At 35.4% G+C, this 24,736-nt stretch carries 20 protein-coding genes; 14 read left to right on the top strand and 6 right to left on the bottom strand.

What is annotated here, in order from left to right:
- Window positions 1-19 precede the first annotated feature (19 nt).
- The 4 genes from BR65_RS07470 to BR65_RS07455 all read left to right on the top strand — a co-directional run bounded on the left by BR65_RS07470 (window position 20) and on the right by BR65_RS07455 (window position 5,109).
- Window positions 20-790, top strand: coding sequence for an SDR family NAD(P)-dependent oxidoreductase (locus BR65_RS07470; RefSeq protein WP_034537632.1), 771 nt, complete (start codon window positions 20-22; stop codon window positions 788-790).
- 23 nt (window positions 791-813) lie between these two features.
- On the top strand, window positions 814-1,692 hold the full coding sequence (locus BR65_RS07465) for a MetQ/NlpA family ABC transporter substrate-binding protein (RefSeq protein WP_034537628.1): 879 nt from the start codon (window positions 814-816) through the stop codon (window positions 1,690-1,692).
- A 305-nt stretch (window positions 1,693-1,997) separates the two neighbouring features.
- Window positions 1,998-2,783 carry a hypothetical protein gene (locus BR65_RS07460; protein WP_034537626.1) on the top strand — a complete coding sequence of 262 codons (786 nt, stop codon included), beginning with the start codon at window positions 1,998-2,000 and terminating at the stop codon, window positions 2,781-2,783.
- Window positions 2,784-2,976: 193 nt separating this feature from the next.
- Complete coding sequence (locus BR65_RS07455) at window positions 2,977-5,109, top strand: type IA DNA topoisomerase (RefSeq protein WP_034538694.1); 2,133 nt, start codon at window positions 2,977-2,979, stop codon at window positions 5,107-5,109.
- Window positions 5,110-5,375: 266 nt separating this feature from the next.
- Here BR65_RS07455 and BR65_RS07450 read toward each other — a convergent pair whose 3' ends face one another.
- From BR65_RS07450 to BR65_RS07440, 3 genes are read right to left on the bottom strand one after another with little or no spacing between them, the layout of a single operon-like run.
- Window positions 5,376-5,981, bottom strand: a complete 606-nt coding sequence (locus BR65_RS07450) for an alpha/beta hydrolase (RefSeq protein WP_023179212.1) — start codon at window positions 5,979-5,981, stop codon at window positions 5,376-5,378.
- Window positions 5,982-6,017: 36 nt separating this feature from the next.
- Window positions 6,018-7,010: a ring-cleaving dioxygenase gene (locus BR65_RS07445; RefSeq protein WP_034537624.1), complete on the bottom strand. Its 993-nt coding sequence runs from the start codon at window positions 7,008-7,010 to the stop codon at window positions 6,018-6,020.
- 29 nt (window positions 7,011-7,039) lie between these two features.
- Window positions 7,040-7,975 (bottom strand): ring-cleaving dioxygenase, encoded by a 936-nt coding sequence (locus tag BR65_RS07440; RefSeq protein ID WP_034537623.1) that lies wholly within the window; start codon window positions 7,973-7,975, stop codon window positions 7,040-7,042.
- A 383-nt stretch (window positions 7,976-8,358) separates the two neighbouring features.
- Here BR65_RS07440 and BR65_RS07435 point away from each other — a divergent pair, with 383 nt between their 5' ends.
- The 5 genes from BR65_RS07435 (at window position 8,359) to BR65_RS07415 (ending at window position 14,833) form a co-directional block, all read left to right on the top strand.
- A complete protein-coding gene (locus tag BR65_RS07435) occupies window positions 8,359-9,006 on the top strand; it encodes an NADPH-dependent FMN reductase (protein WP_023179207.1) in 648 nt (215 codons plus the stop codon).
- 223 nt (window positions 9,007-9,229) lie between these two features.
- Window positions 9,230-9,544, top strand: coding sequence for an ArsR/SmtB family transcription factor (locus tag BR65_RS07430; protein ID WP_023179205.1), 315 nt, complete (start codon window positions 9,230-9,232; stop codon window positions 9,542-9,544).
- A 1-nt stretch (window position 9,545) separates the two neighbouring features.
- Window positions 9,546-11,210 (top strand): FAD-dependent oxidoreductase, encoded by a 1,665-nt coding sequence (locus tag BR65_RS07425; protein ID WP_034537622.1) that lies wholly within the window; start codon window positions 9,546-9,548, stop codon window positions 11,208-11,210.
- A gap of 77 nt (window positions 11,211-11,287) precedes the next feature.
- The gene (locus BR65_RS07420) at window positions 11,288-13,042 is read left to right on the top strand and encodes an ABC transporter ATP-binding protein (protein WP_034537621.1); all 1,755 of its coding nucleotides are present in this window, start codon (window positions 11,288-11,290) and stop codon (window positions 13,040-13,042) included.
- Window positions 13,043-14,833: an ABC transporter ATP-binding protein gene (locus BR65_RS07415; RefSeq protein ID WP_023179199.1), complete on the top strand. Its 1,791-nt coding sequence runs from the start codon at window positions 13,043-13,045 to the stop codon at window positions 14,831-14,833.
- 219 nt (window positions 14,834-15,052) lie between these two features.
- On the opposite strand, the gene BR65_RS07410 is transcribed toward BR65_RS07415, so the two are convergent.
- Both BR65_RS07410 and BR65_RS07405 read right to left on the bottom strand, forming a co-directional pair.
- Window positions 15,053-15,838 (bottom strand): YibE/F family protein, encoded by a 786-nt coding sequence (locus BR65_RS07410; RefSeq protein WP_034537620.1) that lies wholly within the window; start codon window positions 15,836-15,838, stop codon window positions 15,053-15,055.
- Window positions 15,835-16,950 (bottom strand): YibE/F family protein, encoded by a 1,116-nt coding sequence (locus tag BR65_RS07405; protein WP_034537619.1) that lies wholly within the window; start codon window positions 16,948-16,950, stop codon window positions 15,835-15,837. The genes BR65_RS07410 and BR65_RS07405 overlap by 4 nt, the downstream gene beginning before the upstream one ends.
- Window positions 16,951-17,297: 347 nt before the next feature.
- On the opposite strand from BR65_RS07405, the gene BR65_RS07400 reads away from it, so the two are divergent.
- The 5 genes from BR65_RS07400 to BR65_RS07380 all read left to right on the top strand — a co-directional run bounded on the left by BR65_RS07400 (window position 17,298) and on the right by BR65_RS07380 (window position 23,642).
- Entirely contained in the window at window positions 17,298-19,649 is a 2,352-nt protein-coding gene (locus BR65_RS07400) for a helix-turn-helix domain-containing protein (protein WP_034537617.1), read from the top strand.
- A 254-nt stretch (window positions 19,650-19,903) separates the two neighbouring features.
- The gene (locus tag BR65_RS07395) at window positions 19,904-21,100 is read left to right on the top strand and encodes an amidohydrolase (protein ID WP_034537615.1); all 1,197 of its coding nucleotides are present in this window, start codon (window positions 19,904-19,906) and stop codon (window positions 21,098-21,100) included.
- 6 nt (window positions 21,101-21,106) lie between these two features.
- Window positions 21,107-22,498, top strand: coding sequence for an MFS transporter (locus tag BR65_RS07390; RefSeq protein ID WP_034537613.1), 1,392 nt, complete (start codon window positions 21,107-21,109; stop codon window positions 22,496-22,498).
- 488 nt (window positions 22,499-22,986) lie between these two features.
- Complete coding sequence (locus tag BR65_RS14025) at window positions 22,987-23,262, top strand: hypothetical protein (RefSeq protein ID WP_023179191.1); 276 nt, start codon at window positions 22,987-22,989, stop codon at window positions 23,260-23,262.
- Window positions 23,259-23,642 (top strand): VOC family protein, encoded by a 384-nt coding sequence (locus BR65_RS07380; protein WP_023179189.1) that lies wholly within the window; start codon window positions 23,259-23,261, stop codon window positions 23,640-23,642. The genes BR65_RS14025 and BR65_RS07380 overlap by 4 nt, the downstream gene beginning before the upstream one ends.
- A gap of 176 nt (window positions 23,643-23,818) precedes the next feature.
- On the opposite strand, the gene BR65_RS07375 is transcribed toward BR65_RS07380, so the two are convergent.
- Entirely contained in the window at window positions 23,819-24,523 is a 705-nt protein-coding gene (locus tag BR65_RS07375) for a Crp/Fnr family transcriptional regulator (protein ID WP_023179187.1), read from the bottom strand.
- Window positions 24,524-24,736 lie beyond the last annotated feature (213 nt).

Raw genomic sequence — 24,736 nt, 5'->3', positions numbered from 1 at the left:
TCTTAGGAGGTAAGTACTAATGATTGGAATTGATTTAACTGGCAAAGTAGCTCTGGTTACAGGCGGAAAAAGTGGGATAGGAAAAGCAATTGTAGACCTTTTTTTGGAAGCAGGTGCAATTGTAGTTTCTGGAGATTTAAATTATGAAAAAGGCTTTAAATTGGAAACAGACCGGTTTGCCGTTTCAAAATTGAATGTTGCTTCAGAAGAATCGGTTAATGTTTGGTTGAAAAGTACGCTAGAGACATTTGGAGAAATTGATATTTTAGTTAACAGTGCAGGTATTTCAACGATGGATCTAGTGGTAGACAGTCAAGTCCCAGACTGGGACAAAGTCATGGATGTAAATGCAAAAGGAACTTTTTTGACTTCAAAAAATGTAGGAAAGCTTATGCAAAAAGTTGGAAATGGCGGTCGTATCATTCAGATTGCTTCACAAGCTGGGAAAAATGGCTATACTGCACTAGGAACCTACACAGCGTCTAAACATGCAGTTTTGGGACTTACTAAAACGATGGCAAAAGAACTGGCAAAGGACAATATCTTGGTCAATGCTGTTTGTCCTGGAATCGTCGAAACAGACATGAAACATCGTGAAAGAGTAGAAGGCGGGCTCATCAGAAGCATGACACCTGAAGAAATCTATGCTGAAGATTGCTTGCAGATTCCGCTTGGCAGAACAGCAGAAGCAGCAGAAGTTGCGAATGTAGTTTTATTTCTAGCGAGTCCTTTAGCTACATACATGACAGGACAAGCGATCAATGTTACTGGCGGCATGACCATGCATTAAAATAAAAAAAGAGGCGGTTAGGTATGAAAAAAAGACAAAGTATTCTTTCATTCATTTTAATCACAACAACTCTCGTATTGGGTGCTTGTAGTTCAACTGAAGGTGCTTCGGAAAACGCTTCTTCAAAAAAGGATGGTTCAAATGAATCACAACCAATAGTTGTTGGATCCCAAGCGGCAGACTTTCAGATTTGGGAATTCATTGCTCAATCTGATGTTGCAAAAGAAGCAGGAATCACATTAGAAGTTGAGGAAGTAATTGGCGGTCCTCAATTGAACACCGCAACAGTCGAAGGTGAAGTGGATGTTAATGCCTTTCAATCATGGGCGTACTTAGAATCTTTTAATGAAGAGAGTGGATCAGATTTAACGGCTTTTGCAACAACTTATTTAGAACCAATGGGAATTTATTCGGATAAAGTTGATTCTATTGAAGATGTGACTGAGGGTTCGGTTGTAGCGATTGCTGATAATCCATCTAATGCTTCAAGAGGCTTATTATTGCTCGAAGCAGCAGGGTTGATTACATTGTCGGATGATTTTGATACATTGGGAACAACAAGTGATATTATTAATAATCCTAAAAATCTAACATTTGTTGAAATTGACGATACCACTGGTCCACGAGTGATGCAAGATGTTGACCTAGTCTTAATAGGAAATACAATTGCATTGGAAGGAGGGTTGAATGTCTTAGAAGATTCAATTTTCCATGAAGAGATCAATGATGAAACAAAAGCTAACGTTAATATTCTAGTTACCCAAAATGAAAATGCAACTAATAAAGACATCCTGAAATTGGGAGAACTCTACCATAGCGAAGAAGTCCAAGAGTATATTGAGGAACAATTTGACGGTACAAAAGTCCCAATCCAAAAAGATATTTCTTATTTAGAAGAATAATCAATAAAAAATACAGCAGGCTATCATTAATTGATAGTCTGCTGTATTTTTTGCGAATTATCTTGTTTCCTTAATGTAATCGGTAAAAACACCTGTTGCTCCCATTTCAATAGCTGATGCAATTTATTTGGTAGTATTTACTTTACTGAATCGAGCTAATGAGTCTTTTAGTACTTCACTTTAGAGGCTTTCAATTGCGGACACAGAAATAACTCTATATACTTTATATTGATGCAATAAAACTTTATATAAAATACTTTGCGTAGTATATAACTATAATGCGATTGTCACTATTAGGAGGAAAAATGGATAAGAAAACAGAAAAGTTGTTGATTAAGAAAGCAAAGAAACTCAGTAAGTGGTATGAAGGCGTATTCGTTAATCCTATTTTTTGGGAAGTGAACGGAAAGCCCTATTATATGGCGGGGTTTACCGTAGGAAATAATCCAAAAGCCACAGCCTATTTAACCACTATAGGCGAAGAGGTTAAAGAAGAAGCCTATAGTGCCCAATCTTCATTATCGCTTATGGCAGACACCAGCAATAATATATTCAGTATTGGTGGAGATCATTTAAAGATAGATACCGCTTATTATACGGGACCGTTAGCTATATTGGTAAATTCAACAGAAAATTCTGTAGCAGAAGGACATAAAGCATTCCAAAAATTATGGGGAGTTCAACAGAAATTTAACCAGTTAGTCAATGAGTATCAAAGTTTTTATGATAATTTATTGTTAAGAGAACGATTAACACAAAGTGATATTGACTATACGATTGAGACGGCAAACTGGGTTAATCTTTATCAATATGAAACCTTGTCGATTTTGTTAAATCAAAATAGTGTACTGCGTTCCTATTCTGGCTATCTAGAAACAACGAAAGAGTGGAAATCATTGTCAAAAGATCAACGCACATTTGTTACAAAAGTAACTGATAATAGAACTAAAATGGAAGAAGGTCTTCGGAATTTAGCTCTTATTGAAGTGGATGATCCAGAAAAAATGGTAGAATTAAATTTAGAAAAAGCAAAAAACGATCTTAAATCAGGTATTGAAAAGCAAAGGGAACATATTCGATATCCGGTGTAGGCAATAATGAAAAATTTATAATCCAATAAGCAAAGCACTTCTCTTTCATGAAAGAAAAGTGCTTTGCTTATTGGCGGAAAAGAACTACACTAGAAAAATAAAAGGACATGCTGGTAAAATAACTAGTAGAATGGGCTGTAGTTTGAAAAGTAATTGAAGCAAAAAAATTAGAAGGTAAAGTGAAGTGAAAAAAATGAAACGGGTTATTTTAGCAGAAAAACCTTCCCAGGCACAAGCGTACGCTGAATCTTTTGGGAAATTTTCCAAAAAAGATGGGTACATTGTTTTAAACCCATCTAATGATGTGATTACTTGGGGTTTTGGACATTTGATTGAGTTATCTTCCCCAGAGGAGTATAAAGATGAGTGGAAAAAATGGAGCATGAAAACACTGCCTATTATTCCCGAAACATTTAAATTTAAAGTAGGGAAAGGAAAAGCCAAGCAATTTAATATTGTAAAAAAATTGTTAAAAGAAGCAGATCAAATCGTAATTGCTACCGATAGCGATCGCGAAGGGGAAAATATCGCTCGATCAATTATCAATCAAGCAAAGGCCAACAATAAAGAAATCAAACGCTTATGGATCAATTCACTTGAATCGGATGAGATACAAAAAGGTTTTTCTCAATTAAGGGAAGGAAGAGAATTTTACCCCTCCTTTATTGAAGCTCAAACGAGACAGATAAGCGATTGGTTGGTAGGTATTAATTTATCTCGCATGTACACTCTTTCATTGCAAAAAAAAGGAATCAACGAAGGGGTATTTAGTGTAGGACGCGTTCAAACCCCGACTTTATACATGATTTATACGCGTCAAAAAGAAATCGAAAAGTTCGTTCCTGAACCTTTCTTTGAATTGCATGCTACTGTAAAAGCTGAAAATGGGATATTTAAAGCGAAGTACGCTAAAAAGTTTCCAACGAAAAAAGAACTGCAAGAGTTGATCAAGAAACACCAGTTGCTGGCTAACAACCCAGGAGTGATTTCGGCGATCGATACAAAGAGAGTGTCACAGCCTTCGCCATTTCTGTTTTCTTTAAGTGACTTGCAAAGTTTGATAAATAAAAAATACAAAGTAAGCCCTTCGGATACATTGAAACACGTTCAGTCGCTTTATGAAGCGAAACTGGTTAGTTATCCGCGAAGCGATTGCCGGCATATTACCGATTCAGAGTTTCAGTATTTGTCAGAAAGAATAGAAAGTTATCAAGGCGTTTTAAATTATACGATTGAGAAACCGAATAGAAGCAAACGGAAACGTTATGTAGACGGGTCAAAAGTCCAGGAGCATTATGCGATCATTCCAACTAAAAAAGTGCCTACACAAAAAGCATTAGAAAAGCTGCCATCTATTCAAAGAGAAATTTATTTCACTATTTTAAAACGGACGATGGCTATGTTCGAAACAGACTATAAATACGATGAAACAACGGTTACAGTTGAAATCAAGGGACTGCCTTTTACAAGTAAAGGGAGAATCGTGTTAGACCAGGGATGGCGGAAACTAGAGTACCCAGCAAGTAAAAAAACAGATAAAGTAGAGGTTAATGAACTTCCTTTATTACAAAAAAATGAAACGGTCGAAACGGCTTTAAAAACTTCTGAAGGATTTACTTCTCCGCCAAAGTTATACACAGAAGGTACATTGATCACTGCAATGAAAACATGCGGCAAAGACTTGGAAAATGTAGAAGAAAAAGAAATCCTAAAAGCGACAGAAGGCATTGGAACAGAAGCAACAAGAGCTAATATTCTTGAAACACTTAAAAAACAAAACTATATAGATGTCCAAAAGAACAATGTGACTGTTACTCCAAAGGGGAAGATACTGTGTCAAGCGGTAGAAAATACCTTGTTGAGCAGCCCTGAAATGACAGCTAAGTGGGAGACTTATTTAAAGAAAATCAAAAAGGAAGAAGGCACCCAGGAAGCTTTCTTAGCCACTATTCAAAAATTTATTCACCATACGTTAGATTCAAGTGGAAAAATTATTGAAAATAGCGACTGGTCTCCTACTATAAAAAGTATGAACCATACGCATAAAACAGTTGGAAAGTGTCCCCTTTGTGAGAAAATGATAATCGATAAAGGTAAATTTTATGGCTGTAGCGGGTACAGCAATGGTTGTACATTTACATTGCCAAAAAGGTATGTCGGAAAAACTTTATCTGAAGCGACGATCAAAAAATTATTGCTGACAAAAGAGACTCAATTACTAAAAGGCTTTAAGAAAAAAACAGGACAAACATTCTCAGCAGCTCTTATATTGAATGAGGAATCTAAGTTGCTCTTTAAACCTTATGAAAAGATGGAAAAGGACTAAGGTGATAGAACAAGTTAGGTAAGTGGTTCAACCTCATTTGTGTAATCGAATGTATTTTGTTTTAAAAATTCTTTGGAAGTCCATGGGAAAATAGTGCGGTGATTCAAAATATTCATTAGCTGTACTAAAAAGCACCCCAAAAGGTTAGCATTATAACTTTTGGGGTGCTTTTATACATTATTTTTTACTGTGGTCTTTTGTGCGTCTCCAAACGATATGAAAAGAAGTAGCAGAAGCCTTATTCGTTTGACTGTAAGCGTAATTGCTTAATAAGCCGTTTGATACCATTTAGCTGCAGCATCAACTTCACTATAGGTTAATTGATGTTGATGACTTTCCCAATGAATATCAACTTTAGCATGGGCATTTTCCAATAAAGCATACAATTCTTCTGATTCTTTTGAGGGGCAGATTGGGTCGTTTGTTCCAGCACTAATAAAGATAGCTTTGTCGCTCAAATCGGGTAAAGTAATCCCTCTTCTAGGCACCATTGGATGATGCAGAATTGCCCCAGTTAGAGAGTCGCCATAATGAAATAATAGACTAGCAGCAATATTTGCGCCATTTGAATAGCCTATAGCTAAGATGTTTTTACGGTTAAATTCATACCTCTCAGCAGCCTCATCCAAAAATACATTCAATTCTTTTGTGCGAAAAATTAAATCTTCTTCGTCAAAAATTCCTTCAGCTAAACGACGGAAATACCGCGGCATCCCATTTTCTAGTACGTTTCCCCGAACACTCAAAACATTAGCGTTTGGGTCAATTTCTGTTGCAAGAGGAAGAAGGTCACGTTCAGTTCCTCCTGTTCCATGCAATAAGAGCAAAGTGGGTTTTGTTTGATCATTCCCTTTAATAAATAAATGTTTCATATTATTCCTCCTTTAGATCTTTCTATTTATGGCAATTCAGTCTAAAAACTCTTTTTCAAATACTTTTGTACTACGCACAGTGTTAATTGGGCGTACCAAAGATTCAATCCGTTCACGATCATTTCTAAATGCTGGTGGTAAAGCGAGTGTTTCGCCTAAAGTCTCAATGGATTCTTCATCATCGATAAAGCCAGGTTCATCAGTCGCTAATTCAAATAAAATCCCTGGATAGATATTTGTATACGTTGATTCAAAGTAGAAACGGTCTACATAGCCTGAGTTGGGTAACCCGAAACTTTGCATACGCTCAGTCCAGAAGTCAAGTTCTTCACGATTTTTTGTACGGAAAGCCACATGGTGGACACTGCCGTAACCTTGTCTTCCGCGCGGTAATATCGTATTAGGTTCGACAATGATTTGTGCGCCATTTCCGCCAAAATCACCGACTTCAAATTGATGATACTGTCCATCTGATGCAATTTCTGTGAAGAATAACACTTTTTCAAGGACTTCTTTCATATACTTAAAGTTTGAGACTCTAAAGAAAATAGGGCCTAATCCGGTAATCGCAAATTCATCAGGAACAGGACCTTTATGCCAAGGTTTTCCAGAAGCGACTCCAGTGTCATTTTCATCGGAAATCAGTTGGTATTGTTGTTCATCAAAATCTTCAAATTGTAAAATTTTCACGCCAAACAGCTCTTTGATATCTTGATGCTTAACAGCATACTTAGTAAAACGCTTGATCCAGTAATCTAACGCTGCATCATTAGGTACACGAAAAGAAGTTCTTGAAATGTCGTCTGTTCCTTTTGACCCTTTTGGGATATTAGGAAAGTCAAAAAACGTCATATCGGTTCCTGGATTGCCGCTTTCATCAGCAAAGAATAAGTGATACGTGTGGATATCATCTTGATTGATCGTTTTTTTAACTAAGCGAATCCCTAATATATTTGTATAAAAGTCATAAATTTTTTCTGCACTACTTGTTATAGCTGTTACATGGTGAATTCCAGCAAATGTGTTCATTTTGTATTCCTCCAATTAGTTGATTTGTTTTAATCCAATTCTTTTACTTCAATTGGAATAAGTGTATTCATAAGTTGATCTCGTGCATTTTCGTATTGTGGTGGTAGTTTTAGTGTTCGTCCCATTGTCTCATAAGATTCGTCATGGGCAAATCCAGGAGTATCCGTTGCAATTTCAAAAAGAATATCGCCGTATTCTCTAAAATAAACAGCGTTAAAATAGTTGCGGTCTTTTATTTCTGTTACCCCATAGCCTTTATTGTAGACATGATCTTGCCAGTCTATATGATCTGCATCATCTTTTGCCCGCCAAGCAATATGGTGAACTGTTCCAACACCCATTTGTCCAGGTGCAACAGTACTTTGTTTGACGTCAATAATATTCCCGATATCCCCATAAGCTTGAAATCGGACAAGACCTGCTTCTTCAGATACTTTTTCCAGTCCCATTGTTTCTTGTAAAGTTTCAATTGTTGAAGCAGGATCTGTTGAATACAAGACGGCTCCGCCGAATCCTTTAATCGCTATTTCTGGTGATACATCTCCAAAATTCCAATTGTTTGACTGGCCTTCTGCACGTTCAACCAATTCCAGTTGCAAACCATGAAAATCTTTAAATTGTAAGTAGGTCTCGCCGAAACGACTTGTTTTTTCATAGTTGACTGCAAATTTAGTTAATCTATTTTCCCAATAAGAAAGTGTACCAACTGGGATGGCGAAAGTCGTTACCCCAACTTGTCCGCCGCCGATTTTTCCTTGTGCAGCTCCAGCCCATGGAAAGAACGTAATGATTGTCCCTGGTTTACCACCATCATCTCCAAAATATAAATGGTAAGTGCCAGGATCATCAAAGTTAACGGTTTTTTTGACCAATCGTAAGCCCAAAATTCCGGCATAAAAATCAATATTTTCCTGAGGGTGTCCGACAATCGCAGTAATATGGTGAATGCCTGCTGTTTTTTTCATGTAGATCTCTCCTTTGAGACTAAATTATTTTCTAACTGTTCGATAAAGGATAGTAATTAAAAATAGATTTATTTTAAAAGCTACTAATTAATATATTACTAATTCGAGGTAATTGTAATACGTTTAATTTGTTTTGTCAAATCAATTGTTCCCACATAAATGATTTAGTTATTTTTTTGGATGTCATCTTATTTAGCCTTATATAGAAGGAAAGGTGCAAAAAATTGATTTTTTTTACTTATTTTTTGTAAAAAACTTTAATTAATAATAATTAGACTTGAAATAAATTTTAGTCTGTGGCATACTAATACATGTACTTACAAAATGTAAGTGTTGATTGATGGGTGACCTTCAATTAATGAATCAGTAATGGAGGGCACGCATTGGCTAACAAATCGGTATTTACTCGAATGAGCGAAGCATTATTCGGAAAAACAGAACAAACAACACGAGAAGAAAAGGGGACGAACAATATGAAAATCGGTATTATCTCAGGAAGCGTACGTGAAGGAAGAAATTCAGCAGCAGTAACAGAATGGATCCACGAATTTGCAGTAAACAGAAATGATGAAGGTGTCGAGTATGAAATGGTTGCTTTAGCAGATTACGACTTGCCATTATTAGGCGCTAAACTTTCTGAAGAACGTCAAGCAACAGCTGGCGCAGCTATTCAAGCATGGTCTGAAAAAATGGCTTCATTTGACGGATATGTGTTTATCACTCCAGAATACAACCATGCAGTAGGGGGAGCATTGAAAAATGCGACCGACTTCTTAAAAGTAGAAGTAGCGAATAAAGCAGCCGCATTAGTTGGATACGGCAGTTTAGGCGGAGCACGTGCTCACGAAAATATGCGTGTGATCTTAGGAGAATTGAGTGTAGCATCAGTGCACACAACAACAAACTTCTCATTAATGACGGACTTTGAAAACATGAGTGTTTTCAAACCAAATGAGTACAATAAAGTAAATGCACAAGGCATGTTTGATGACTTGTTGTTATGGACTAAAGCTTTAAATACAATTAGATAAGAATGAAAGCAAAAAAACTAGCCTATATCAGAAATCATCTGATATAGGCTAGTTTTTTTGTATGAAAAGAGACTGTGTATTCTTTTATTGAATGAAGCTATGCAGTATTTTCTATGAGGGGATCTTTTGCTTTTACTAAGTGCTAATTTAGTTAAAGTTGCACATAGATAGAAAATCATCTATATTAGTAAAGGAATAGAATAAGGGACAGGGAGGTTTAGGTGTGGATTACGACTCTTATGCAAAAGTAATGAAAGCTTTATCTGATCCTAAGCGCGTACAAATAATAGATATGCTTTCTTGCGGAAGACTATGTGCTTGCGATATTTTAGAGCAGTTTGATTTTACCCAACCAACATTATCTCATCATATAAAAGTACTTTTAACTGCAGATTTGGTAACAGTCGAAAAAATTGGAACATGGCATCATTATTCTTTAAATGAAGAGCGTATGAATCAATTGATCACCGATACTATTCACCTAACTTCGTCAACTGCAGATCTCATTTTGGAAGAAGCAAAAAAAGGAGAAGAGTAAGATGAAAATTATTGTGATTGGATCAGTTGCTGCTGGTACATCTGTAGCAGCTAAAGCTAGACGGAATACTGAGGAAGCTGAAATCGTCGTTTACGATCAGGGAAAAGATATTTCTTATTCCGTATGTGGCATTCCTTACCAAATTGGTGGAGAAGTCGAAAACTTGAGTGACTTAACGCCTAGAAATGCAGAATGGTTTAAAAAAAGATACAATGTTTCTGTCTTTACAGAACATAAAGTAACAAAGATCGATGCAGCTGCTAAACAAATAGAAGTTACAGATCTTGTTTCTGGAGAAAAGAAAGCAAACGACTATGATGTTTTAGTCTTTGCAACTGGGGCTTCTCCTTTTACTCCGCCTCCATTCAACCAAAAATACTATGACAATGTATTCCAAGTTCGCACGATTCAAGATGCTCGAGATATTGGAAACTTTACAGTTGCGCAGCCTAAAAAAGCGTTAATTATTGGTGCCGGATTTATTGGTTTAGAGATGACAGAACAACTCGTGAATAAAGGATTAGAGGTAACAATCGTTCAACTAGAAGATCAAATCATGCCGCCGATGGATGCAGATATGGCTTTTCGAGTGGAGGAGCAGTTGCGTGAAAAAGGAGTCCATCTTATCCTGAGTGATACTGTAAAAACGATTGAAGGAGAAACTTCAGTAGAGAGAGTTATCACGACAAATGACGTTACGATTGAACCTGATATTGTCATCTTATCTGCAGGTGTACGCCCAAATACTGAACTAGCTAAGAAAATTGGCGTGGAAATTGGGACATCAGGAGCGATTGCTGTAAATAAAAAAATGCAAACGAATCTTTCAAATGTATATGCTGTTGGAGATGTTGCAGAAAGCTTTTCAGTTATTACTGGAAAACCGATTTATCGTCCATTAGGTTCAACGGCTAATAAAATGGGTCGAATTGCTGGAGATGTGATGACTGGCGGAAATCTGGAACATAGAGGTGTACTAGGAACAGGAATCTTCAGAATTTTTGATTTGCATGTTGGCCAAACAGGTTTAACAGAAAAAGAGGCCAAAATTGCCGGTTATGAAGTTGAAGTTTTATACAGTATCAAACCGGATCATGCTGAATATCTAGGTGGAAAAGAATTGACGATCAAATCGTTGGTTGATAAACATACTGGACGTATTTTAGGAGCACAAGCAATCGGCCAAAATGGAGTCGATAAGCGAATTGATGTGATTGCCACGGCGATTACGTTTAAAGCCAAAGCAGAAGATCTCTTTCATCTTGATCTGGCTTATGCACCGCCATTTGCTACAACGAAAGACCCTGTCCTCTATACTGGAATGGCACTGGATAATGCATTGAAACGAAACCCATTGTTAACGCCAGCTGATTTGGTGAGTCGTCAATTGAATGGAGAAGTTTTGCAAATTATTGACACACGTTCAAAAAAAGATTTTGAAAAAGAACATATTGAAGGAGCTTTCCACATTCCTTTAGCTGAATTAAGAGAAAGAAGCAAAGAATTAGATGAATCTCTTGTGACGGTCACTTATTGCAATAAAGGGGTCACGGGAAATGCTGCTCAAAATGTGTTGCTCAACTATGGATTTAAAGACGTTTATAACTTATCCGGTGGGAATAAAAACTACCAAAGTTATCTCAAGATGATAGATTCAAAAAAATGATTATTGAAGACAAATAGAAGTTTTCTATTCTATTTGTTCTTTTTATGACCAAACACGAAAAGGAAAGGAACGAAATAATGTTTACTACTTTTAAAAAATACGGCTGGTTTTTCAAACTGCGCTGGAAAAGTTACTCTTTTGGTGTAGCTGCTTTAATTATTTGTGCTATTTTACAGGTTTTGAATCCAAAGATCATTGGAACGATTATCGATCATTTTATAGCTGGAACATTGAGTTGGAAGATCTTGCTTTTTTGGGTGGGGTTGATTCTCTTGTTTTCCCTTGTCATGTACGCATTGCGGTACGGATGGAGAATGGCTTTGTTTGGAAACTCGACATTGATCGAATCCATTTTGCGCAATCGGTTATTCTCATTTTTTACACGAATGGACTCCGAGTTCTATCATAAATATCGTACAGGAGATTTGATGGCTCATGCAACAAATGACTTGGCTGCTATTCGGTTTGTTGCAGCAGATGGTGTACTGACTTTAACAGATGCTTTATCCTTAGGTGGTGTAACGCTCTTTTCAATGTTCTTTTTCATTGACTGGAAACTGACACTGGTATCTATTTTGCCTTTGCCAATTTTGATCATTGTGTCAACTTATTTAGGGAAAATGATTCATGCGCGTTATAGTGGAGCATTGCAAGCTTTTTCTTCCATGAATGATCATGTTCAGGAAAGTGTAACAGGTATGAAAGTCCTAAAAACACTTGGTGAAGAAAAAGAAGATTTTTCTGCTTTTAAAGAAGAAACACAACAAGTTGTAGATAAAAATCAAAGAGTATACAAATTAAAAGCCGCTTTAAATCCAAGCATTGAGATCGTCATGGGATTAACGTATGTAATCGCCTTGTTAGTTGGTGGGAATTTTGTTCAAACTGGACGGATCTCTATTGGAGATTTAGTAGCGTTTATCAGTTACATCGGCATGATGCAATGGCCGTTGTTAGCTGTAGGTGGACTGATCAATACGTTGGAACGCGGAAGTGCAGCTTATGACAGAGTAGAAGTTTTATTAAATTATGATCCGTCTATTGTAGAGATAGAAAATCCTTATCGCGAAGCTTTAGATGGCGATATTGCATTTGAGTTAAACTCCTTTACGTATCCTGACGACATACATCCAGCCTTAACGAATATTAATTTTCATTTAGAAAAAGGGAACATGTTGGGAATCGTTGGAAGAACAGGTTCTGGTAAAAGCACGATTTATAAATTATTGATGCGTGAATACGATCAGTATGAAGGGAAAATCTCATACAATGACATCAATATAAAAGAATATGCATTAGAGTCGTTAAAAAAGGGCATTGCTATTGTTCCGCAAGAAAACTTTTTGTTTTCCACAACGATTCGAGAAAATATCCGCTTTGGAAATCCAACATTGACTCAAGAAGAAGTAGAGCAGTATGCCAAAACAGCAAATATTCATGAAGATATTCTGCAATTTCCAGAAGGATATGATACCCAAGTTGGCGAACGTGGTGTTTCTTTGTCTGGTGGACAAAAACAACGTATTGCGATTGCTCGAGCTTTAGCTGTGGAGCCAGAATGCTTGATCTTAGATGATTCTTTATCAGCCGTAGATGCTCATACAGAAGAAGCTATTTTAAATTCATTGAAGCAAGAACGAAGCCACAAGACAACTATTATTTCTGCACATCGTATCAGTTCGATCATGCATGCAGATGAAATTATTGTAATGGAAAATGGAAGCATCAGCGAACGCGGATCTCATCAACAATTAATAGGAACAAAAGGTTGGTATAACGACATGTACCATAAACAACAACTCGAAAAAAAATTAGACAAGGAGGGAGTATAGTTGGATAACCAAAAACAAACGGCTTTCTCCAATAAAGAATCTTGGTCTATTTTACTCAGCCTCTTTCGTTTTGCAAAACCATATAAATTCCTCTTTGCCTTTTCATTTTTATTTTTAGCGCTAGGTTCAGCAGTCGCTGCGTATTTGCCAATCATTATACAGCGGTATATCGACACTTATTTAGCAAATGGAACTGCAACCATGGACATCACCATCAGAGTCGTCACTTTTTATGGGGTGCTGACGATTTTGAAGGCAGTATTTGCCTATGTAAAAGATTTTCTGTTCAATACAGCTTCAGAAAGAACCGTGGGAAATATACGAAACCAACTGTATGAAAAGGTCACTTCACTTGGAATGCGGTATTTTGATCAAACACCAGCTGGTACAGTGGTTTCCAGAGTGACAAATGATACAGAGACCATCAAAGATTTTTGGACCGTATTTTTAACGATCTCTACGGGGTTGTTTAATGTCCTTTCGATTGCTGTTGCCATGTTTGCGTTAAATTGGCGAATGGCACTGGTATTTATTCTGTTCACACCGATCATTGTTTGGATCGCAGGGATCTATCGGAAAAAGAGTACACTTGTGTACAGCCGCATGCGAAAAGTATTGAGTCAGTTGAATGCAAATTTGAGTGAATCAATCAGCGGGATGAGTATCATCCAGAAATACAATCAAGAGAAGCGCTTGATAAAAGAGTTCGATGAGGTCAATCAAGAGTATGTAGCTACTCGTCGTTCCATGTACAGTATGAATGCATTATTACTAGCACCGGCAATCAATGTGATTGAATCACTTGCTTTGGTGATCGTACTGCTTATATTTGGTTACCAAGATTGGAACCAAAGTGCAGTCGATATTGGTTTAGTTTATGCTTTTACGGCTTATTCTCGCTCATTCTTCCAGCCAATCAGTCAAATGATGAACAGTTTAAGTTCTTTACAAGATGGGATCGTTTCTGGACACCGGGTCCAAGAATTGCTTCAAAGTAAGGAATTGGCTCCAGAAACAGATGCCAGAAGTCATGCTGAAATTACTGAAGGACATATCAAAGTAAGCAATTTAAATTTTTCTTATGATGGAAAGAAACAAGTCTTGCGTAACATAAATTTTGAAGTGAAGCCAGGTGAAACAGTGGCTTTAGTCGGCCAAACTGGATCAGGGAAAAGTTCGATCATTAATGTACTCATGCGGTTCTATGATTACCACGACGGTGAAATTAGTATTGACGGCCACTCCTTGAAAGACATGCCCGTAGAAGAACTTCGCACTAAAATGGGACTTGTTTTACAAGATAGCTTCTTGTTTTACGGTACGATCGCAGACAATATCCATATGTACAGTGATAAATATTCAAAAGAAGACGTTAAGAAGGCAGCTGAGTTTGTCTATGCAGATGATTTTATCTCAACTATGGAAAATGGTTATGGGTCTAAAGTCATTGAACGCGGGGCAAGTTTATCTTCAGGCGAAAAGCAATTGATCAGTTTTGCCAGAACCATTCTGCGCTCGCCTAAAATTTTGATTCTTGATGAAGCAACAGCTAATATAGATACAGAAACAGAAGAGAAAATTCAAAAAGGCTTATCTAACATGCGCAAAAACCGAACATCATTGATTATTGCTCACCGATTATCGACGATTAAAGATGCAGATCAAATCTTAGTTTTAAATGATGGAGAAATCGTGGAACAAGGTACCCATGATGAGTTGATCAGTAAAGAAGGTACTTACTATGATATGTACCAATTGCAAACGTATCAAGAAAAAACTGGAGATTTATAAAAAGTAGAATGAATTATTAAAAGAAAGGGCTGAGATAAAAAATCTCAGCCCTTTCTTTATATATGAATGTTTATTCTAAAACGTGCTCCAAAAAGCAAATCTAGCGCTCCTTTAATGGAAAAATAGAGCGGATTTGAAACACTCTTCCGTGAAACGACGCTATACGTAAGAGAGACAGTGAAGTGAACCCTTTAAGTTGGAGCGAACTTTCATTTTCTTTTATCTGATTTTCTTATTTACTGAAACTTCAACTTTAGGTCTGGTAAAGAAATATGCTGTAAGCCCAGCGGTAATGGGTATGATCAGAATAGCACCTGTTCCAATACAAAAAATGGAAATGACTTCCGAACTAAATACTTTGGAATTGATCACTTCACCAAATGAGTAGGATAAATCATTAAACCATATGATTAAGGCTAGATAGCCGCCGATAAAGGCAAAGTACAACGTATTTGTTGTTGTACCTAAAATATCTTTCCCAACATTCATACCAGATTTAAAAAGAGTGGATCGACTTAAATTAGGATTATGTTTCCATAGCTCATTCATTGCAGAAGAAATAGAAATAGCGGTATCTGTAATGGCCCCTATGGATCCCATAATGATTGTAGAAATAGCAATCTTAAGGAAATCTATTCCTACATAAAAGTTAAAAAAACTTAATTCTTCTATTTCTTCTATTCCAAATCCTTGTATGTTAGCTTTTCCAACGATGATAAAAATAATTACTACTAAAAAAAGCAAGGTGATGATTGTAGCACCAAAGGCGATGATTGATTTAAGATTGATCGCATTTATATAAAATAAATTGATGCAGCTAATGATCAGACAAGCAATCAAGGTTAAAAAAATAGGATCACTCACTTCTCTAGCCATTAGAAGGATAGTCAAAAGGATTACACCAAAGTTTAAAAAAAGAGCGATAAATGATTTTGTCCCTTTTTCCCCGCTAATGGACTTCATTAGTACAAATAGAATAATTGATAAACAAACTAATACATTCATTTGTTATTTCTCCTTTTATGAATGAAATAAATGGCAGTGTGGATGCTGATTGGAATAGTCAACACGATCCCAATGCTTCCAACAAGAGCCCTCGTTAATTCTAAGGATAAATTCATTGATAAAGTGTATCCCCATGTAGAACCATTTTTTAAATAAAGCAGAATCATTGGAATACCTCCACTAACATAGGCAAAAAATAACACATTCGTCATTGTTCCCATAATATCTTTACCTATTTCATTCCCTGATTCTTTTAGGCTTTTTAGTGAAATATTATTGTCCTTATCATATAGTTCATAAAGTGAAGAGGTTATTGTAATAGCAATATCCATTACAGCACCTAAAGAACCCACTAAGATACTAGCTAAGAATACTTTTTGTGGCGATCTTGTTATAAATGCCATTTCCTCATACCTCAGCCCTTTTTCTGCTGTCAGCATCATTACAATATAGGCTATGAGAAGAGCGGAAAAAGTGCCAATTATAGTTGCTAAGATAGCAGCAACTGTTTTCTCATTCTTTCCACTAACCAATAATAAAGAAGTTACCGTGAAAAAAACAACTAATCCACTGGAGATAAGCAATAGACTGGCTTGTTCTGAATGGATATAACTGTTCAATGCGAGGTATAATACAAGTATATTGACTATTAAACTGATTAACGAAAATAAGCCGCTCTTTTTCCCAACAAGTAAAACAGTCAGTACAAATAAACATGCTGCGTATACAACATATTTATCTCGTTTTGGACCATCAACAGTTCCGGTTAACTGAGAACTATCACTGTTCTTTTTAATGGAAACAAATAATTCATCCCCAACTTGATATTGATGATCAAATGCTCCAGATGAGGAGTAGGTATTTTCTAATGAGATTAGTTGATCTTTTTGCTCTCCATTCTTAATTTTCCCAACTAAAGTTTGATGGAATAACTCGTCGTTAGACGTTGAATCGTTAAAGTTTTCTTTTCCAGTAAGTGTTTCTGTAACAATTTCTACTATCGGTTGCTTGTAAAATCGGAAATTATTTTGTGTAAATAATAAAGATATTACGACACAGAATAAAACAAAGCTATAGAGGAAAAGTGTTTTTTTCTTTCTATTAATGTTCAAATAAATACCTCCATGGTACAACTAATTAAAAAACAACACTTTTACTATACCACATTTTTTGTACTCCAGAATTAATCTCCGGGGTATGTAAGGAACAAAAATTGTCGATTTTGTCATATAAGCTAAACTAAAAAATGAAACGTATTTGATTTCGGATGGAATGACCCATATAATAGCAATGCATCTGATACTCACTAATTAATCTAATATTATAAAAAAATGAAATTGACTGTTTGTAAAAAATAAGTGGCAGAATAAAGGTTACACTAAGAAAAGTTTTTAGGATAATTTATAGAAAATTTTCAAGGGTTATCCTATATGATTAATCTGCAGAAAAGGAGAATAGCATGGAGCAAAAATTTATAACTGATTTTGAGATTACCATTCAAAGTATTCAATCTATGTCATCTAGACAATTCGCAGGTACGATACTTTTATTTGTGGTTGAAGGAAGTCTCACTGTTTCTATGGATGGCAAAAAGTATCTATTGCAAGAAAGTGATATCTTGATTATTAATCGAAATACCATCTACAGTATTTCCGGAGACTCAACTAATATTCTTGTTTCTTTATCTATTACGAATCACTTTTTCAAAATGCAATATGAAGCCTACTATCATTATATTTTTGAATGCTTTTCTAAAAAAGTTGATAATGGGCGCGAGGAAGTTCTATCTCAATTACGGCGTCTATTAGCCAAAATGGTGATTGCTCATTTACAAAAAGGTGAAGACAGTTCTGTGAGTGTCCAAAGTGATCTTTACCAAGTATTGTTAATGATTATTCGATTTTTCAAAAAAAGTATTCCTTATCAAGAACAAATTGAATTAGAAGATGAAAGAATAACGCGTATTTTAAATTATATTGAACACAATTACGGAGAACCTTTGTCTTTGACAGATATGGCAAATAAAGAATTTTTATCACCTTCTTATTTCTCACGGTACTTCAAACAATTTGTTGGAGTTAACTTTTCTAAGTATTTAACTAGCGTTCGCCTTAAGCATAGTAAAGAGGATTTGGTTCATTCATCAGAGTCCATTTTTCAAATTGCTTCTCGTAATGGGTTTACCACAGCCAAACAATTTGCTCTAGCTTTTAAAACAACTTACAATCAAACGCCTGCTAGTTATCGTAAAGAACACAAAACAAAAGGTATTCCAAACAGGCAAATGACTAAACAAAATAGTGGAACATTTAGTATTCTAGACTCACCTGAAGTACTAGTTAAATTAACAAAATATTGTGATAAAGAAATGAATCAATCTCTTTTAGGCAATAATTTCACCAGTGAAAAATTAACTATTTCACCAACAGAACAATCAAAAAGTACACTTGAACATGAAAAGCACATTGTATTTATCGGTGAGCTGAAAGATATTTTGAATGAGAATATAAAAGAACAAGTTTTGATGACAGATAGCTCTATGAAAATAGATTTTATAGGTATTCGAAATTTAATAAGCGGATCGACGATCTTACCAGAAGTAAATACAGATGAAACCATTTCAACAATTTCCATTTACGCCAATTCTGATCTAGCTTTACGAACTATTAAAGATCTTGGTTTTAGTGTATTCTTGCGCATCAATGTAAATGAAATACTTTATGTTAAAGATTATTTTTCTAAGCTAAGGGCGTTTCTAAATCATACCATTCAAGTGTTTGGAAAAGAATTTGTTCAAAGATGGCATATCTTATTTTATGCGCCTAAAGAAACGAAGCTAGATTCATCCTTGTTAGAAAATATATATGAGACATTACAAAGAATAGTGAAAAAAAGAGCCGCGAATAGCCAAGTAGGAGTATTTTTACCTTTTAATGAAGAAAAGGAAACGATAGAAACTAGTCATACGTGGTTATTGAACCGAGCACATCAGATTGACTTTATCAGCTTTGATGCCAATCGAAATACAGAAATCAATTTCGAGGATACAAGTGACCAAAATTTTATTAAATCTCAAAATTATCACATGAATAAAACAAAAAAATTAAAACAGTTTCTTCAAAAAAAAGGAATCAAAAAGCCCTTATATCTTGATATGTGGAATACATTGACCGGAGACTCACGGTATATCAATGGAACATTTTTCCGAGCAGCATTGATTTTTAATACGGTTATTGAATTAAGCCGAGAAGTTCAAGGATTAGGTTTTTGGATCAACAACGAAATTCATGAGCGAATCCATAAAAGTACAGATATTGTTTCGGATGGACTTGAACTTTTCCACTATTTCAATGGGAAACGACCGGTTTATTATGCGATGTTTTTTAAAGAGCGGTTATATGGAACAATCGTATCTATGGGAGAGAATCACCTCATGACTAAAAATGAAGACGGTTATCAAATTGCTGTTTTCCATGAACGCAATTTTAATCCTCGTTATTCAGTTGACGAATTGTTCTTACGTCAACATAGTAAAGAATTACAAGTGACTATTGATAGCCTAGAGCCAAGTGAATACCAAATTACTCGGTTTAAATTTGATCGTAAAAATGGGGCACTATACGACAATCTAAGAAAAATAAACAGCAAGCATGGAATTAATCAAGAGGTAATGAAATACATTATTTCTACTGCAACTCCAGATGTAGAAATAAATGATGAAATCATTGAAAAGAAATGGTCTTTTTATGCCTATATGGATATCAATTCAATTCATTTTATCGAATTGAAAAAAATTGAATCTGACTTATAAATAAAAGCTTTTATTCTTGCTGATGATCAGTAGAATAAGAGCTTTTATTTTGCGTAAATAAGTAAAAAGGTAAAAAAAGAACCTTTTTCTTTACTTCATTTGGATTCTCTGAAAAGGACGAAGGCAAAAAAGAATCCTTTTGGGTAAAGTTTTGACCTACTATTTTTCTGAATCAGAACTAGAATAGAAGAGTAAAGTAAAGAACGAAAGAACAAATTCAATCGCTCTGAAAGATAAATGAGGAGGAGAAAAAAATGAATGAATCTATAAAAAGTGTACTTTTTGAAAAAATGAATGCAAAACAAGACCGTATGATTGAAATACGACGCTATTTGCATGAAAATCCCGAATTATCTTTTCAAGAAGAAAAAACGGCAGCCTATATTGCTGATTTTTATAAAGATAAAGACTGTAATGTACGTATAAATGTAGGTGGACGAGGCATAGTAGTAACGATTGATTCTGGTAAACCGGGAAAAACAGTAGCCATTCGGGCTGATTTTGACGCGTTACCAATCGAAGAAGAAGCAGATGTCCAATTCAAATCTAAAAATCCAGGTGTGATGCATGCTTGTGGGCATGACGGACATACGGCATATATGTTGATCTTAGCTGAATCTTTAATTGAAATAAAAGATTCATTAGCAGGAAAAATCGTTGTTTTACATCAACATGCTGAAGAAGTACCTCCAGGTGGAGCAATAAAAATGATTGAAGACCACGCATTAGATGGCGTTGATAATGTTTTTGGTATTCATGTAATGTCTCAAATGGAAACAGGTAAATTATTTTACCGTCCTGAAAACATCCAAACTGGACGTGCAAATTTTCATGTCAAGATCCAAGGTGTGGGCGGACATGGATCTTCTCCACATAAAGCAAATGATGCTATCGTAGCAGCTAGTTATTTCGTTGTTGCTATTCAATCCATCGTGAGTCGTCGTTTAAATCCATTTGATGTTGGGTCTATTACGATTGGAAACTTTGATGGCCGTGGATCATTCAATGTTATCAAAGACGCTGTTCTCTTAGACGGTGATGTGCGTTCAATGTCTGAAGAAGTTCGTACGATTATTGAAAAAGAGATTCGCGCTAAACTAGATGGTATTGCAGCGATGTTTGATGTTACGTATGAGTTGGAATATGAAAATGATTATCCTGTTTTATATAACGACCCTGAGTTGACAGAAGAAACAATCAGTCATTTGAAACAAACAACGATTCCTGAACTAAAAGGAATTGAATTATGTGATGCACAACCACCTTCAGAAGATTTTGCTTACTATGCAAAAGAACGTCCAAGTATGTTTTTTTATGTGGGTGCAGCTCCTGAAGAAGGCGAAGCTTATCCACATCATCATCCTAAGTTTAAAATTAGTGAATCAAGTTTAATTGTTGCTGCAAAAGCAATGGGTTCAATTGTAGTAGATTATCTAGTAAAAGGAGAATAAAGGAAAATGGAAACAAATTATAAGGGTACAAATAGATTAATTGTTGGTATTGTGTTTGGGGTTATTACATTCTGGTTATTCGCACAAACGATGTTAAATATTGGACCAGCTGTACAAGCTGATCTAGGAATTTCATCCAGTGTTTTAAATATAGCTATTAGTTTGACAGCATTATTCTCAGGTATGTTTATGGTAGGTTCAGGGGCAATGGCTGATAAATTTGGCCGTGTGAAACTGACAAAAATTGGATTGGTTTTAAGTGTTATCGGTTCTTTATGTTTAATATTTGCACAAGGTTCAGTATTGTTGATTATTGGTCGTGTGATCCAAGGTTTTTCAGCAGCAACGATTATGCCCGCAACACTATCACTTATGAAAACTTATTTTGATGGAGCTGATCGTCAACGTGCTCTTAGCTATTGGTCTATTGGATCTTGGGGCGGTTTAGGGATCTGTTCATTATTCGGTGGAGTGATTGCCACTTACTTAGGATGGAGATATATTTTTATCTTTTCAATTATCTTTGCTATTGCTGGTTATTTATTAATCAATGGTACACCTGAAAGTAAAGTTGTTTCTACTGAGAAAAAAGCTTTCGATTTAGGTGGATTATTTAGTTTTGTTATCATGATGTTAACGTTCAATTTATATATTACAAATGGTTCTTCTCTTGGATGGATAAGCCCAGTATCAATTGCCCTTATCGTAGTATTTATTCTTTCAACTGTTATTTTCCTCAAAGTTGAAACAAAACATTCAAATAGCTTAATAGATTTTTCATTATTCAAAAATAAAGCATATAGTGGTGCAACATTATCAAACTTCTTATTAAACGCATCTGCAGGTACGATGTTTGTTGCAAATACGTATGTTCAAATGGGTAGAGGATATTCTTCATTCCAATCAGGTTTATTAACAATTGGTTACCTAGTTTGTGTATTGTCATCTATTCGTTTAGGTGAAAAAGCATTACAAAAACATGGTGCTCGTAAACCAATGTTACTTGGTACAAGCATTGCCGGTGTTGGGATTCTTCTAATGTCTCTAACCTTTATACCAGGTACTTTTTATTCAGTTCTTGTATTTGTGGGTTTTGCTTTATATGGTTTAGGACTTGGTTTTTATGCAACACCTTCTACAGATACAGCTATTTCTGCAGCACCTGCAAGTAAAGTTGGTGTAGCATCTGGTGTATACAAAATGGCTAGTTCTTTAGGTGGAGCTATTGGTGTCGCTATCTCATCTAGTGTTTACTCAGTATTAGCAGCAAATGATTCTTTTGAATTAGCTGGTATGACTGGATTATTGGTTAACGTATTGTTTGTCGTGATTGCTGTAATTTCTGTAATCCTGACAGCTCCACGTGAAGCAGAAGAAGCTTTACCACATACAATTTAAATTTTTACTATGAAAATAGGTCTGCAGAAGATTCACTTGAAGGTGTGTCTGCAGGTCTTTTTTTGATTACCACCTGCTTTTTCGTGTCTTTCAGCAAGTGTAGCAGTATTTTCGTGAACTTGTTTTTCACCTAATGGATAGACGATAGATGAAGAAAAGTATATCAGGAGTTTGAATGGTAGCTATAATAATTCCAACTAATGCACGATTTGTTGTTAATCCTTTGATAATGATTTTGAGTTGTGTGTTAAAAGATTCTTTTGGTCGATCACTAGTGTTAGGTAATTGAATCCGTTATGTAAACGATAAAGGGTTATATTAGGATACTTCAAGGCGTGTTTTAGTATCTTTTATTCCTTAATTATTCATGCTAAGATAGTGTTAGTTGTACTTTTACTTTATTTTTCTAAAGGAATTAATTATTTGGTTTAAAAATATAGACGAAATAAGGAGATTACTATATTACATAGATAACGGCGCAATGTGTAATGTTAAATGAAAGCGTATTTAAAAACGTGTTTTTTATTAGTAAAAATAAAGTAGGAGGAACTTCGTTTGAAGATGAAGCAGGCGATATCTACATTGAGCCGACTTTACGAGTCGATTATGAGAAAAATAATACGATAGCCGTTGGAAACCCTTGTCGGGTTATTCGAGACATCACTCAAGAAGACAAAGCTTTCTGGGAAGATAAATACGCTGCTTACTGGACAGAAATCGCAAATGAACAAAATACTACAATCAAGGAAGAGGCCTCTAAATGAAAATAGCACATGTAGCATTATGGACCAAAGATATTGAACGAATGCGCCAATTTTATGAAACTTATTTTAAAGCTCAATCTGGAGAACGTTATGAAAACACTAATCGAGGTTTTGCCAGTTACTTTTTAACTTTTTCTGAATCAGAAGTACGATTAGAATTGATGCAACAACCTACTATTACTTATCGACCAGAAGAAACACCATTAGGTTGGGCACATCTAGCTATTAGCGTGGGCAACGAACCAGCAGTCAATGCTTTAACCAAGGCTATTTCAGATGATGGGCATACGGTTATTGGTCAACCTCGTTGGACAGGAGACGGGTACTATGAAAGTGTTGTAGCCGATCCTGAAGGAAATTGGATAGAAATTACGATTTAAAACATATAAGGAAACTAGACTGTACTTTTTTGAGTAACAGATTAGCTTAAGTAATCAAACATGAAAAAAGAGGTCAGATAATAATCTGGCCTCTTTTTGATATCCATATATAAACAGAAATTTATACCGATATAAGAAATACTGAAAATTAGGCTATTTCATAAAACGGTTTTATCTTAAACTAATAATAATCCATCTAAATCGATGATTTTAATTTGTTTGTGTGTCAGTTGTTTGATTAAACCTTTATCTTCTAATTCATTGAATTTACGGCTGATGGTCTCAGGAGTCGTTCCTAAATAAGAAGCCAAGTCTTTTTTACTCATGGGTAAAGTGACCTCAGTTGTTTTAGGTAATTCTTCATTGAGTATGTCGACTAAAAATAAGGCGATACGTGCTTCAACTTTTTCTGTTGCAAAGCGTGAAGATTGTTTTTCAGATGCTTCAAGGCGATTAGAAAATTCAGCCAAAATTTTTAGAGAAATAGAGGGATATTTCAATAGAAAGTCTTGTAAATCTGAACGATCGATCCGACAAATTTTTGTATCTATCATGGCTTCTGCATAAGTCTCATGTGTAGATTCAGAAAACAAGGCCATTTCACCTGTAAAATCACCAGGATTTAAAATTCTAACTAATTGCTCTTTTCCAGATTCCGATAATCTATATATACGAACTTTTCCTTTGTGAATAATATAAAGAGAAGTCGATTCATCTCCAGCATGATAAATAAGTTCCTGTTTTTTGTATGAAACAGATTGAGTGGTTACCTTTATTTCGTCTAGCTGCTCCTTTTCTAAGTGATTAAAAATAGGAACTAAAGAAACACAGGATGTATGTGATGGAACAACATTTTTAGGATATATAGCGTCTTTAGACATTTTCTTCCCTCCATTAAAGAATTTTCTTAGTTGTAACGTTTATGTTTGTTGAGTTAAGTATAACAACTTCAGATGTATTGTTCGAGTTAAGTTGCAGAAGATTATGGTTATTTCGCTTCAGCGTTGCCATTCTATTGCTGTAATAGGCTTTTGTAGATAGATTTTTGTTTTTATTCTAATTAAACATTTACAAAACCGTAGCAATTTCCTCAT

The sequence above is a fragment of the Carnobacterium inhibens subsp. inhibens DSM 13024 genome, from assembly GCF_000746825.1.
GTDB classification, from domain to species: Bacteria; Bacillota; Bacilli; order Lactobacillales; family Carnobacteriaceae; genus Carnobacterium_B; species Carnobacterium_B inhibens.
This window is presented reverse-complemented; position numbering and strand designations above follow the sequence as displayed.

Excerpts from the sequence above, each read along its gene's own strand:
- BR65_RS07450 (WP_023179212.1), bottom strand. The coding sequence starts at position 5,981 with ATGAAACATTTATTTATTAAAGGGAATGATCAAACAAAACCCACTTTG.
- BR65_RS07375 (WP_023179187.1), bottom strand. The coding sequence starts at position 24,523 with ATGTCTAAAGACGCTATATATCCTAAAAATGTTGTTCCATCACATACA.
- BR65_RS14025 (WP_023179191.1), top strand. The coding sequence starts at position 22,987 with ATGTTAAATGAAAGCGTATTTAAAAACGTGTTTTTTATTAGTAAAAAT.
- BR65_RS07395 (WP_034537615.1), top strand. The coding sequence starts at position 19,904 with ATGAATGAATCTATAAAAAGTGTACTTTTTGAAAAAATGAATGCAAAA.
- BR65_RS07390 (WP_034537613.1), top strand. The coding sequence starts at position 21,107 with ATGGAAACAAATTATAAGGGTACAAATAGATTAATTGTTGGTATTGTG.
- BR65_RS07460 (WP_034537626.1), top strand. The coding sequence starts at position 1,998 with ATGGATAAGAAAACAGAAAAGTTGTTGATTAAGAAAGCAAAGAAACTC.
- BR65_RS07420 (WP_034537621.1), top strand. The coding sequence starts at position 11,288 with ATGTTTACTACTTTTAAAAAATACGGCTGGTTTTTCAAACTGCGCTGG.
- BR65_RS07470 (WP_034537632.1), top strand. The coding sequence starts at position 20 with ATGATTGGAATTGATTTAACTGGCAAAGTAGCTCTGGTTACAGGCGGA.
- BR65_RS07380 (WP_023179189.1), top strand. The coding sequence starts at position 23,259 with ATGAAAATAGCACATGTAGCATTATGGACCAAAGATATTGAACGAATG.
- BR65_RS07400 (WP_034537617.1), top strand. The coding sequence starts at position 17,298 with ATGGAGCAAAAATTTATAACTGATTTTGAGATTACCATTCAAAGTATT.
- BR65_RS07425 (WP_034537622.1), top strand. The coding sequence starts at position 9,546 with ATGAAAATTATTGTGATTGGATCAGTTGCTGCTGGTACATCTGTAGCA.
- BR65_RS07465 (WP_034537628.1), top strand. The coding sequence starts at position 814 with ATGAAAAAAAGACAAAGTATTCTTTCATTCATTTTAATCACAACAACT.
- BR65_RS07445 (WP_034537624.1), bottom strand. The coding sequence starts at position 7,010 with ATGAACACATTTGCTGGAATTCACCATGTAACAGCTATAACAAGTAGT.
- BR65_RS07440 (WP_034537623.1), bottom strand. The coding sequence starts at position 7,975 with ATGAAAAAAACAGCAGGCATTCACCATATTACTGCGATTGTCGGACAC.
- BR65_RS07410 (WP_034537620.1), bottom strand. The coding sequence starts at position 15,838 with ATGAATGTATTAGTTTGTTTATCAATTATTCTATTTGTACTAATGAAG.
- BR65_RS07455 (WP_034538694.1), top strand. The coding sequence starts at position 2,977 with ATGAAACGGGTTATTTTAGCAGAAAAACCTTCCCAGGCACAAGCGTAC.